Annotated in this window: 9 protein-coding genes; 5 read left to right on the plus strand and 4 right to left on the minus strand. The window is 62.7% G+C overall.

From position 1 onward, the window contains the following. Positions 1-25: 25 nt before the first annotated feature. Together D3877_RS24260 and D3877_RS24265 are read right to left on the minus strand one after the other, a co-directional pair. The gene (locus D3877_RS24260; RefSeq protein WP_119833377.1) at positions 26-1,993 is read right to left on the minus strand and encodes a methyl-accepting chemotaxis protein; all 1,968 of its coding nucleotides are present in this window, start codon (positions 1,991-1,993) and stop codon (positions 26-28) included. A gap of 417 nt (positions 1,994-2,410) precedes the next feature. After that, positions 2,411-3,406, minus strand: a complete 996-nt coding sequence (locus D3877_RS24265; RefSeq protein WP_119833378.1) for an adenosine kinase — start codon at positions 3,404-3,406, stop codon at positions 2,411-2,413. A 405-nt stretch (positions 3,407-3,811) separates the two neighbouring features. Here D3877_RS24265 and D3877_RS24270 point away from each other — a divergent pair, with 405 nt between their 5' ends. Together D3877_RS24270 and D3877_RS24275 are read left to right on the plus strand one after the other, a co-directional pair. Next, on the plus strand, positions 3,812-6,382 hold the full coding sequence (locus tag D3877_RS24270; protein WP_119833379.1) for a bifunctional diguanylate cyclase/phosphodiesterase: 2,571 nt from the start codon (positions 3,812-3,814) through the stop codon (positions 6,380-6,382). Positions 6,383-6,478: 96 nt separating this feature from the next. Next, the gene (locus D3877_RS24275; RefSeq protein ID WP_119833380.1) at positions 6,479-7,672 is read left to right on the plus strand and encodes an alpha-hydroxy acid oxidase; all 1,194 of its coding nucleotides are present in this window, start codon (positions 6,479-6,481) and stop codon (positions 7,670-7,672) included. A gap of 27 nt (positions 7,673-7,699) precedes the next feature. On the opposite strand, the gene D3877_RS24280 is transcribed toward D3877_RS24275, so the two are convergent. After that, entirely contained in the window at positions 7,700-8,608 is a 909-nt protein-coding gene (locus tag D3877_RS24280) for a LysR family transcriptional regulator (protein ID WP_119833381.1), read from the minus strand. A gap of 417 nt (positions 8,609-9,025) precedes the next feature. On the opposite strand from D3877_RS24280, the gene D3877_RS24285 reads away from it, so the two are divergent. Further along, a complete protein-coding gene (locus D3877_RS24285; protein WP_199720936.1) occupies positions 9,026-9,667 on the plus strand; it encodes a hypothetical protein in 642 nt (213 codons plus the stop codon). 106 nt (positions 9,668-9,773) lie between these two features. On the opposite strand, the gene D3877_RS24290 is transcribed toward D3877_RS24285, so the two are convergent. Beyond that, the gene (locus D3877_RS24290) at positions 9,774-10,826 is read right to left on the minus strand and encodes a hypothetical protein (RefSeq protein WP_238475058.1); all 1,053 of its coding nucleotides are present in this window, start codon (positions 10,824-10,826) and stop codon (positions 9,774-9,776) included. Positions 10,827-11,180: 354 nt separating this feature from the next. On the opposite strand from D3877_RS24290, the gene D3877_RS24295 reads away from it, so the two are divergent. Further along, on the plus strand, positions 11,181-11,540 hold the full coding sequence (locus D3877_RS24295; protein WP_119833382.1) for a PRC-barrel domain-containing protein: 360 nt from the start codon (positions 11,181-11,183) through the stop codon (positions 11,538-11,540). A gap of 252 nt (positions 11,541-11,792) precedes the next feature. After that, the gene (locus D3877_RS24300; RefSeq protein ID WP_119833615.1) at positions 11,793-12,659 is read left to right on the plus strand and encodes a hypothetical protein; all 867 of its coding nucleotides are present in this window, start codon (positions 11,793-11,795) and stop codon (positions 12,657-12,659) included. Positions 12,660-12,664: the final 5 nt, after the last annotated feature.

The following is a 12,664-nucleotide window of genomic DNA, read 5'->3' on the forward strand; positions in this document are numbered from 1 at the left end:
AGGTCTCCGCGTCCGTCCGCTTGGATCACGCCGCCTTGATGTGCTCCAGGAAACGCGCCACGCCGCGATGCAAGCCATCGACCTGCCCGGCCAGTTCCGTGGCCCCAAGCGCGATTTCATCGGCCAGCGAGCGGGTTTCGCCTGTGGCCGCCTTGACCCGGTCGATGTTGTCGGTCACGTCCGACACGCCCGACGCCGCCAGATGCACGCCGCGCGTCACCTCGTGGGAGGCCGCCTGCTGCTCTTCGACCGCCGAGGCGATGGTCAGCGACATTTCGCTCATCGAGCCGATGGTCGTTCCGATGCCCGCCAGGGCTTGCACGGCGGCGGCGGTTTGCTCCTGAATGCTGGCGACCTGCTGGGCGATTTCGTCCGTGGCCTTCCCCGTTTGGCTGGCCAGATTCTTCACCTCGTTGGCGACGACGGCGAAGCCCTTGCCCGCTTCACCGGCGCGCGCGGCTTCGATGGTGGCGTTCAGCGCCAGCAAATTGGTTTGCCCAGCGATGGCGCTGATGAGCTTGACGATGGCGCCGATCCGGTTGCTGGCCACCGCCAGGCTCTGGATCGTGTCGTCGGTGTGGCGGGCCTCTTCCACCGCCTTTTGCGACATGCTGTTGGAACGGTTGACCTGTTGGGTGATCTCGCCAATCGACGCCGTCATCTCTTCGATCGCCGCCGCCGCCGTTTGCACGGACGCGGAGGTTTGTTGGCTGGCTTGGCTGACGGCGACCGCCAGATCATCGGTTCCCGACGCCGAGGCACCCAGGCGGGTCGCGGTCTGGCGCAAGCGTTCGGAAAAGGCCCGCTGGCTGTCCACCAGCCCCATGACGTTGGATTGGAATTCGGCGGCGGCGCTCTCCATCGCCCGACGTTTGTCCTGCGCGGCGCGCTCCTCCAACGCGGCCTGCTCTTGCGCCATGGCGTCAAGCCGCAGGGCGTTCGTCTTGAACACCTCGACCGCGCGGGCCATCGACCCGATTTCGTCCCGCTTGTCGGCGAAGGGGACGGTCACGCTGTGATCCCGCTCGGCCAACTTGGCCATCACCGCCGTCAGCGTCTGCATGGGGCGGGCGATGCCGCGCGACAGCAGCCACCCGGCCAAGGCCGACAGGCCCAGCGTGCCGATGGCGATGGCGATGGTGACGCGCAGGGCTTGGGAAAGCGTCGCCTCATACTCTTGGCTGTTCACCGCGATCACGGATACGCCGATGTTCTTGCCGCCGAAATCACGGATGGGGGCCATCCGCACCGCCGTCCGGTTGTTGTCGACGTCCAAAATCAAGGAGATTGTCGCGCCATCGCGCGCGCTCTCCAACTGTTCCGGCTTCACCACCAAATTCGGCGGCAGCGTCGATCCCGACGGTTTCAACACCCGATCCGCCCCAGCGAAAAAGGCGGCGACGGCGGCGCCGGTTTTGCGGGTGTAGTCGGTGGCCAGGGTTTGGTCAAAAGCGATGCCGACCTCGACAACCCCGACAAAGCGCCCCTTGTCGGAAACCGGCGTGATGCCGCGCAAACCGGCTTGCCCGGTCGCCGCGCCGACTTCGATTCCCGTCAACATCTTTTGACCGCGCACCGCCTCGGCGATCATTGGCCGCTTGGCGGCGAGATCGTCGCCGAATTGGGATGGCAGATGGGGGCGGCTGATGACGAGACCGGATGAATCCACCGCCGTCATGTTGGCGACGCCGTAGGCTTTCAAACGACCAAGCAGAGGGGCGAGCAAGCGCGTGGCTTCGTCGTGATTGCGGTTCGCCATCGCCTGGATCAGCTCCGGGTCGCTGGTGATGGTGGCGCTCAACTGACCGGCCTGCGTCGCCCCGTTGCTGAAGGCGTATTCATAGCGTTCGGCAAAATTTGACAGGCTCTGCTGCTCCGCGTTCTCGATCAATTTTGTCATGAAGACGTAGCTTCCGGCCGAAACCGCCAAAATCGCGAAGCCCGCCACGGCCAGAAAATACAAAACAATCCGGTTTCCAACGCTGAAAGCCATAGCTCTTCCCCCACTCCCTGCATGCCGCCACAATTGTGGCTGTTTTGTAATTTGCAAAGAATGGGCCGCTCATAAGGCGTGAGGATCTCATCCCGATGAACGCAAAAACAGCAACCTATCGGTGTTTTTGAATCATGTGTCTGCGCTATGCGTCGCAAAATGCAAAAGCGCACAGGCGAATTGGGAGACTATCAAGGAAATTTACTGACAACGGAAACGTAAATTCTTGCGACAATATTATGTAGACGTTCAAATTTAAAGAATTTTGACATCCTCACATGTTCGATCCAAGGCAACGGAGCCGGTCGAAAAGCGGATGAAGGCGAGGGCCTGACGGCTTTAAAGCCATCGACGCTCAACGCGACGCCGTCACCCGCGCCTTCACCGATCAGAAGGCGCGGGGCAGCGCAGAACGTCTTACAGAACGCCCTTGCCCGCGACCAGATCGCGAAGATTGACCTCGGGCCGCGCGCCGACATGGCTGATGATCTCGCCCGCCGCGATGGCGCCCAGACGCCCGCAGACCGCCGGGGACAGGTCGCGGGTGAAGCCGAACAGGAACCCAGCGGCGTAGAGATCGCCGGCGCCGGTGGTGTCGACGACGCGGGCGACCGGCTCCGCCGCCACCTCGACCATTGTTTCGCCCGATACGATGACCGCGCCCTTTTCGCTGCGGGTCAGCGCCGCGACCTTGCCCAGCCGCTTGACGGCGGCGAGCGCGTCTTCGAAACGGTCGGTTCCGTAGAGCGCGCCGATTTCATGCTCGTTGGCGAACAGGATGTCGACGTGGTTTTCCACCAGATCCAGGAATTCGGCGTGGTGGCGGTGAACGCAGAAGCTGTCGGACAGCGACAGCGACACCTTGCGCCCGGCGGCGTGCGCGATGGCGGCGGCCTTGCGGAACGCCTCCTTCGCGCGGGGGGGATCCCACAGATAGCCTTCCAGATAGGTGACTTGCGAGGCGGCGATCAACTCCTCGTCGATGTCCTCCGGTCCCAGCTCGACGCAGGCGCCAAGATAGGTGTTCATCGACCGCTGGGCGTCGGGCGTCACCAGAATCAGGCAGCGCGCGGTGGACGCGCCGCCGACCAGCGGGGCGGTGTCGAAACGCACGCCCGAAGCGCGGATGTCGTGGCCGAACACGTCGCCCAACTGGTCCTTGGCGACCTTGCCGATGTAGGCGCCCTTGCCGCCCAGCATGGCGACGCCCGCCATGGTGTTGCCCGCCGAACCGCCGGACATTTCAACGCCCGGCCCCATGCGGCCATAAAGGTCTTCGGCGCGCGCGGTGTCGATCAGGGTCATCGCCCCTTTTTCAACGGCGTTGGCGGCGAGAAAGGCGTCGTCGGCGTGGGCGATGACGTCCACGATGGCGTTGCCGATGCCGGTGACGTCGAAGGCGGCGGTGGCCATGGGCGCTCCTTACAGGAAATGGGAAAGGAAATGGGGTTGGTGGCGAATGCGGGCGGGAGTATAGCGGCGGCGGCGGCGTTCACAAGGCCGACGGCGGCCCGGATGCGCGTAAATGTTGCGACTCACGCCAATCTCTGAAGATTAAAGAGACGAAAGACATTGGAAACACATTAAAGCGCTCCGCATTCAAAGTCTTTTTAAAACTCATGGTAACTCAACAAAACCAAGGGACAGAAAACCCTTGCCGTCATCGCCAGGAAGAACTCAATCACTTGAGATTAGGGTTTCCCCTGAGTTCAGGGGCGGACACCCCTCGCTTGACAGCGTCAATCATGGGAGTGAGGATTTTCGGACGCCAACAAGAGCGCCGATAGTCCAGTCCGATTGGTCCGCCGAGGAGGCGTTATGCTGCAAAGCCATGTCCGGCGCCTGTCCCTGCGCACGGCGATCATGCTGCCTTTCGCCACGCTGATGCTGGTGTCGGTGGCGTTGATGGGCTATGCCGCGCATGTGAGTTACGAGCGGTTGCTGACGGAACAAAGCCAACGGGTGATCGGCGGTTTGACCTCCCGCACGCACGGTGTGCTGTCTCATTTCCTGGACGCTCCCTACGCCATCTTGCGGGTGATGCGGCAGGAGATCCTGTTCGATGATCTGTACACGCCCGGCGACATGACGCGGATCGAAAACAAAATCCGCTCGCTGTACAACGGCGCCTTCATCGATCTCCAGCAAATCAACGTCATCGGCTACGCCACCCAGCAAGGCGAATGGTTTGGCTTGCGCCGGGAAGCCGGGGGCGGTTTCGCCGCCATGGTGCGCGACAAACGCAGCGATTGGGAATTGCGCATCCACGCCGGTGATTCGCTGAACAGCCCGATCATCGCGCGCTATCCCGATTACGATCCGCGCAAACGCCCCTGGTATCAGGATGGGCTGGCGAAGAACGGCCCCGCCTGGACATCCATCTACAGCAATTACGACGAGAAGCAGGAGATCACCATCTCCGCCACAGCGCCAAGTCTGGACGCGGGCGGGGTCGTTCAGGGCATCGTCGTCGCCGATGTGAAGCTGGAGGGGATCAGCCGTTTTCTGAGCGACGCCCCCGATCTGGGGCGTGGGGCGATCTTCATCATCGACGCCCAAGGCCGTCTGGTCGCCCAATCGGGCAACAGCCCGATTCTGGCGTCGTCGTCCGATACGGAAACGCTTGGAACCCGGCTGCTGGCGCGCGACAGCCATCATCCCCTGGTGCGGGCGGCGGCGCCCTTTCTGGGCGAGGCGACGGACAGCGCGCGGGAAATCACCCGAAATGAAGGGGAGCGCCTGTTCCTGAGGGTCACGTCCTACACCGACCCGCGTGGTCTGGATTGGCGGATCGCCGTGGTGATGAACGAAAGCGACCTGATCGGATCGCTGCGCGGCGAAATCCAGGCCACGCTCTGGGGGGTGATGGCCATCGCCTTGTTGGGGGTAGTGGTTGGTTTGGTGTTGCTGCAACTCATCATCCAGCCGATTTTGCGCACGGCCCGCGCCGCCAACAGTCTGGCGCGCGGCGAATGGCGCAACGAGCCGATGCCGGGCGTCTCGCTGCGGGAAACCGCCCAACTGGTTGACGCCTTCAACGACATGTCGGTGCGGCTGCGCCGGTCTTTTCAGGAGCTGCGCGACCGCATCGTGCGCGATCCGTTGACCAGCCTGTTGAGCCGATCCGGCCTGTGCGAAACGCTGGCCGAGCGTGACCAGAGCGCAAGCGACGGCAACGTGATCGTGGTGGCGCTGATCGGGTTGGACGGCTTTCGCGGCATCAACAACAGCATCGGTCATGGCGCGGGCGACGCCTTGCTGTCCAGCATCGCCAACCGTCTGGCCATTCATTGCCCCGAAGATGGGCTTGTCGCGCGGGTCGAGGGGGACGAGTTCGCCGTGGTGCTGAGCGGCCCGGCGACGACGGAGACGATGGAAAGCGTCGGGCAATGGGCGCTGGATCTGTTCGCCGCCCCCTTCCGCGCGGGGGATGACGAGGTGGTGGTCAGCGCCTGCGTCGGCGTGGCGGGCGGCGCGCTGGACAGGCAGGACGGCGTCGAGGCGCATTTGCGGCACGCCAGCGTGGCCTTGACCGAGGCCAAACGGCGCGGCCCCCGGACCTCCCGCCTGTTCGAGCCGGACATGATGAGCAAGTCCATGGAGCGCACCCGGCTGATCGCCGAAATGGCTCCGGCGTTGGCGCGGGGAGAGTTCCATCTGGTCTATCAGCCGGTGGTCGATCTCAGCCGGGGCGGGCGTGTGGTGGGGGCGGAGGCCCTGTTGCGCTGGCGTCACCCGCGATCCGGCATGATCCCGCCCGATCTGTTCATCCCATTGGCCGAAGAAAGCGGGCAAATCCTGGCGATTGGCGATTGGGTGCTGCGCACCGCCTGCCACGACGTCGCCACCCGTCTGCACCGGGGATGGCCAATTGATTTTGACCTGCACGTCAACGTGTCGGTGCGTCAGCTCATTCAATCAGGGTTCGTCGAAACGGTGGAAGCGGCGCTGGCCTCCTCCGGGTTGCCCGCTGACAATCTGACCTTGGAGATCACCGAATCATCGCTGGCCACCGACGGGTTGCTCGCCAGCGACGCCTTGACGCGTCTGCGAGACCTGGGGGCGCGTGTCGCCATCGATGATTTTGGCACCGGCTATTCCTCGCTGTCCTATTTGACCAGCCTGCCCTTCGATGGGTTGAAGATTGACCGTTCCTTTATCAACGGCATGACGGAAAACGGCCAGGCGCGGACCATCGTCCACTCCATCGTCGGCATCGCCCGCAGCTTTGACGTGCATTTGGTGGCCGAAGGGGTGGAAACGCCCGAACAAGCCGCCGCTTTGCGGGATCTGGGCTGCGAGCGGGCGCAGGGCTATCTGTTTGGCCGCCCCGTTCCCCTGGATGATTGGACCGATCCGGCGCATCGGCCCCAATTGGCCGCCGGGTGATGGTCGGCGCGGCGCGGGAAGCGGCTTGACGTTGGCGTATGGTCGGTGGCCAAATCAGCCCTCCGACCCGCGCGCCACCATCGGATCCCCCCTCCCATGACCTCCGCATTTTCGCGTCTGGCGAACCCCTTCGCCGCTTCCCCCGTCACCTGCGTTGAGGATTTGCGGCGGTTGGCCAAGCGGCGGGTGCCGCGCATGTTCTATGATTACGCCGATTCCGGGTCCTACACCGAAGGCACCTATCGGGCCAACCAGTCGGATTTCGCCAAGGTGACGCTGCGCCAGCGCGTCGCCGTGGACATGACCAACCGCAGCCTCGCCAGCCAGATGGTCGGGTTGCCGGTGGCCATGCCGGTGGCGCTGGCCCCGACCGGCCTGACCGGGATGCAGCATGGCGACGGCGAGATCCTCGCCGCCCGCGCCGCCGCCAAGGCCGGGCTTCCCTTCACCCTGTCCACCATGAGCATCTGCTCCATTGAGGACGTCGCCGAGAACACCGACAAGCCCTTTTGGTTTCAGCTTTACGTGATGCGCGACCGCGATTTCATCGACCGGCTCATTGACCGGGCGAAGGCGGCCCGCTGTTCGGCGCTGGTGCTGACGCTCGATCTGCAAATTCTCGGGCAGCGGCACAAGGACATCAAGAACGGCTTGTCCACCCCGCCGCGCATGACGCTGCCCAACATCCTGGACATGGCGACCAAGCCGCGCTGGTGCCTGAGCATGCTGAACACCCAGCGGCGGACCTTCCGCAACATCGTCGGCCACGCCAAGGGGGTTGGCGATCTGCGCTCGCTGTCGTCCTGGACCGCCGAGCAGTTTGATCCGACGTTGAGCTGGGACGATGTCCGCAAAATCCGCGACCGCTGGGATGGCAAGCTGATCGTCAAGGGTATTTTGGACCCGGAAGACGCGGTCATGGCGGCGGAAACCGGGGCCGACGCGCTGATCGTGTCCAACCATGGCGGACGTCAGTTGGACGGGGCCATGTCCTCCATCGCCGCCCTGCCCGCCATCGCCCAGGCGGTCGGCGACCGGATCGAGGTGCTGATGGACGGCGGAATCCGCAGCGGCCAGGACGTCATCAAGGCGCTGGCGCTGGGGGCCAAGGGCGTCTTCATCGGTCGCGCCTTCCTGTACGGGTTGGGCGCCGGGGGTGAGGCGGGCGTCACCCAATGCCTGGACATCATCCGCAAGGAACTGGACGTCACCATGGCCATGTGCGGCCTGCGCGACGTGCGGGACGTCACCGGCGCCATTCTGGCCGGAACGCCGAACTTCGCGCGGTAAGCGCAAAGGCGCTTCGCTCCGTCCCCTTCACAGCGTTGCCGCGACGCTGGCGATTTTCTCGCGCAACCAGCTGTGGGACGGCGATGCGGAGTGTCGTCGGTGCCAGATCAACGACATCTCATAAGATTCGGATGGGAAGGGCAAAGGGCTGATCGTCAATCCCAAAGGACCAGCGCTGAGGTCAGCCACCTTCCCGGGCAGGGTCGACAGCATCGGCACCTGTGTCAGCATCGTTGGAATGGTCATGAACTGTGTCGTTGACGCGGCGACGTACCGCTTGGTTCCTAAAGCGTGCAGTTCGTCGTCAACGAAGCTGCTGAATCCTCCACGCATCGACGGCATCAAATGGGGGAAACGGGTGTAATCCTCCAAACTGATTGGCGGTTCCAGCGGCACCAGACGCGGGTTGAACAGACACACAAGGTTTTCCGAATAGAGAGCTTGACGGTCGTGCCAACGCCGGATGGTCGGGAAATAACCAATGGCCATGTCCACGCTTCCGTTGTCCATCGCGTCCAACGTGGCTTCTGGATCCAAACTTATGATCGCGATGGCGATTTGTTGACGGCTGGCGTCCCACAAAACCGTCGTCAGCAAGATCGGCTGGACAGAATCAAAGGCGCTGATGGTGAAGCTTCGCTCCTCGTTTCCGGGTTCAAAGGTCTCTTCCAATGACAGGGCCTGAGCGGCGGCAAGCAACACGTCACGCAAGGGTTGGGCCAGCCGCTGAGCGCGGGGACTGGGTTCCATTTGGTTGCCGGTCCGCACGAACAGCGGATCGCCCACCAGCGTCCGCAACCGGCTGAGCGAGTGGCTAACCGCCGATTGGCTTACTCCAAGCCGTTCGGCCGCGCGCGAGACGCTGCGGGTTTCCAACAAGGCGTCGAACACCTTGATCAGATTCAGGTCCAACTGAGGGTTATGAATGCTGGTCATAACGTTATGTCTCGCATCAGCCTTGCTCCAGAGGTCCAATCTTGCATACAGTGGACTGCATCAACCAACCAGACATCAAAAATAAAAGAAAGGTAACTCTCCATGCCCTAGAGATTGACGCGAATACTAATACGGTAAATTCCATGATCTAATTTCTATGCTCAATAAAAATATAAATAATGTGTGATAATCAATGAAGGTTTCACCTGTTAAATTTTTTTGATTGATACAAACAGAATAACTGTGTTTGTAAAAACAAAAACATTAATGATTGTTTTGCACGGCGAAGGCAATCAATTTTTGTCAATCTGGCTCAAATCCTGCGCTTGACGCACGTCTATCACAGCTTTCCTTGAAAATCCTGAAAGCTGTTTGCCGCATCTGCGCCGTTTCAATCCTTTTGAATGTGGGGATCCTATGCTGAACACTCTTGCCCAGATCTCTGCGACTCATCTGTCCGATGAAACCGTGCTCGCTCTGCGCGTCGCGTTGCGGTTGCTTCATTTCATAGGGCTTGTCCTTGGCCTCGGCGCGGCGACGCTGCTGGACTTGATGCTGTTCAAACGGCGCAAGGAACCATTGACCGACGACATGGTTGCGACTGTGGAGATGTTTTCCAAGGTTGTTTTCTTCGGCCTCGCGCTGCTCTGGATTTCCGGGGTAGGTTTTCTCCTCCACTATGCCCAATTCGACCCCCAAAAACTTGCCAATCCAAAAGTATTGGCAAAAATTGTGATCGTTTTTATCCTATCCATCAATGGGTTTTTCATTCACTCCTTGGTTTTGCCCCATATTCGCGCAAATGTCGGCTGGCCTTGCCTTGCACAACTCAACCGAGGCCGTCGCTGGTTGTTTTGTTCCATTGGCGCAGTGTCCGCAGTGTCTTGGTACGCGCCGTTGCTGCTTGGGGCGGTTCCACAGTTCAACTTTGTCGTGCCGACTCTAACCATTCTGACTGGCTACGCCATCATTCTATCTCTGGCCATGCTTGCCGCCATTGTGTCGCTTCTGCCGCAGCACGCCCCGCAAAATCGGCTCGACATGATCGGCGCGCGGTGAGTTTTTTAGGACATCAATGGCTCATAAAGCGCCTGGGTTCAGGCCAAGCGTCCTTGTGGGGCCGCAAGCGTGTATGTTCCGTTTGCGGCCCCACCCATTGCGACGCTCAGCCGAAACGGCGGGACGTCACCGGCTCCAGATCGCCGCGCCAGTCGCGGATCTCCGTTTCGACTCGTTCGGCGGCGCGCTGGTCGCGGAAACGCTTGCGCACCCGGCCATTCGCCCCGCGCGCCTGCATGGCCAGCAGGCGGGTTTCGACCTCGGGATCGCTGGCGATGGCCTGACGCCACCGCTCCAGCCGGATTTCGACCACCGCGTCGACGATGTTTTGCGTTCCAGGGCGGCGGCCCAGCTTGGCGACGCTGGGGGCCAGACGGGCGGCGGCGGAGGCCGCGACCTCGGCGGGCATGCCGGGGAAGACGTTGCGCACCGCCGTGGCGATGGATTGCTTCAGATCCTCGCCGCGTTCGCGCTCCTCGGCGTGGCGGCCCTGACGGTTTTCCGCCCGCGCGTGCCGCTTGACCTGCCAGGACAGCACGTCGGAGGCGACGGCCCGGCCATCCTCGTCCAACCACACCGCCGCGTCGGCGCCGCCGCGCAGGATGCGACGGGCGGCCTCGGGCGTCTCCGCGTCCTCCGCCTCGATCACCAGGGCCAGACGCAGCGTCACCAGTGATTTGAGCGAGCGTTCCCGCCCCGGATCCCCGGCCAGCAGCGCCGCGCGGGCCATCGCGTCGGTTCCCAGCAGCGCCTGGATCAATTCCAGATCGCTGCGGGTCCAACGGCGCGAGGCGACCAGCCGTTCGGCCCGGTCCTTGCGCTGTTCGCGCACCAGACGGCCCTCGACATGGCCGCTCGACAACACGGTCCACACACCCGCCGACCAGCGGGCCACCGCCCAATTGCTGCGCGGCAGCAGCGGGGCGTCGGTGGCGAAGCGCGGGGCGTTCTCGCCCTCAACCACCAGATTCCAGACGTCGGCGGCGCGCAGGCAGCCTTCGCCCGGCTCCCGCCACGGGTCGCCCGGATGCGAATAGAAACCGCCCCCGCTGGGGCTTCGCGCCACATTGGCCCATCCGGCAACCTCGGCGGCGAGATTGTCCGGCATCTCCGCCGGGCGTGTCCACGCGCCCAGCGTCATCACTCGATCAGACGACATGCATGCTCCTTGTATGACGCGGAGCTTAGCACGCCCACGCCGGTTCCCCCAACCGGCCAAACACGGGCGCCGTGGTGAAGGCCCGTGTGGCGGCGCGACCAGACAATGGAAGCATGGCGTCCTCCCTCACGGCGCCATCCAGGGATTCACGTCAACCCCGAAGAACAGAACATCTGCGAAATCAATATTTTTCAGCTTCTGCGGTCGTTTGAGTATTTTCCGACCATGCCCCTACAGAATTACAGCGGGTATCGTCGTCGTTGGTTGGCTGTTCGTGGAAAAGGCGAATTTCCATTCGGCCTCTGTTCGTCAGTATGAAAACTGGCGACACCCTCATCATGCAAAGGATTAGCCATGTCCGAAGCTGCTTCAATCACCTCCTATTCGCTCATCGCCGCTGACAAGGTGAAGGGCACGAACGTCTACAATCCGGCGGGGGACACCCTCGGCGCCATTGATGACATCATGATCGACAAGGCCAGCGGTCGCGCGATCTACGCGGTGATGTCGTTCGGCGGTTTCCTTGGGATGGGCGAGAAATACCATCCGCTGCCGTGGGCGGTTCTTGCATACGACGCCGACAAGGGCGGTTACGTCGTCAATCTGGACAAGACGGTGCTGGAAGGCGCCCCGAATTATGATCGCGATGCGCAAAACGCCTGGACGCCCGACTACGGTCAAAAAATAGACCGTTATTACGACACGCCGAGCTGACGGGCCTAACAAAACATCCACGGCTTGAGACCATGGCCTGACCGACAGACGTTCGTGCGCTCGGCGGCGCGGCGGCTCAGAACCACCGATGTTCCCCTGCCGAGCGCGCGGATCTCCCCAATCAGCGCCTGCGCGAACCATCACAAGGGAGGCTTCCATGGGGCGATCCATCTTGCTGTTGTTCCTCGGGGTTCCAATACCGATCATCATTCTGCTGGCTCTGTTGTGGCGCTGAGCGGAGGGAACGCCATCATGCCTGACACACCAATAACCGGCGCAACCGGCGGCTATGCGAACCAAAGCTCTGTCGTCGAATCCTCAGCTTCGGGCGTCGTTTGGTCGGCCATCATCGGCGGCGCGTTCGCCTCTGTGGCGCTGACCGCGCTGCTCTTCACCCTTGGCTCGGGGCTTGGTCTGGCCAGCGTCTCGCCATGGGCCAACACCGGCGCGTCCGTCGCCACCGTCACCGTGATGACGGGCATATGGCTGATCGTCATGCATTGGCTGGCGTCGGGATTGGGCGGCTATCTGACGGGGCGGCTTCGCACGAAATGGGCCGGACTGCACACGCATGAGGTGTTTTTTCGCGACACCGCCAACGGATTCTTGTCGTGGGCGGTGGCGTCCGTCGTCGGAGCGGTGATCGTCACCAGCACAGCGGCCTTCATCGTCAGCGGCGTCGCGGGTGGCGCCGCCAAGGGCGCGATGCAATCCGGCGCGCTGGCCGACGCGCTGGCCACAGGTCCGACCGCCTATTTCCTTGACCGCATGTTCCGCGCCGATCGTCCGACCGCCGCTGGCGCGTTGGCCGACGCGAAGGCGCAAACGGAGCGGATCATTCTGAATGGTCTGGTGGTCGGTGACGTCCCCGCTCCGGACAAGGCGTATCTGGCGCAGCTTGTGTCAACTCACACAGGGATCGCGCCGGAGGAAGCCGCAAAGCGGGTGGAGCAGGTGATCGTTGACGCGAAGGCGGCGGCGGTCAAAGCGCAGCAAGGCGCCGACGCCGCTCGCAAGGCTGGAGCGACGCTCACGATCTTCACGGGCTTGGCCATGCTGATCGGCGCCTTCATCGCCTGCGCGGCGGCGGCGCTGGGTGGCCAGCAGCGCGACGTTTAGGCCAG

The organism is Azospirillum cavernae (assembly GCF_003590795.1).
In the GTDB taxonomy this organism is placed as follows: Bacteria; Pseudomonadota; Alphaproteobacteria; order Azospirillales; family Azospirillaceae; genus Azospirillum; species Azospirillum cavernae.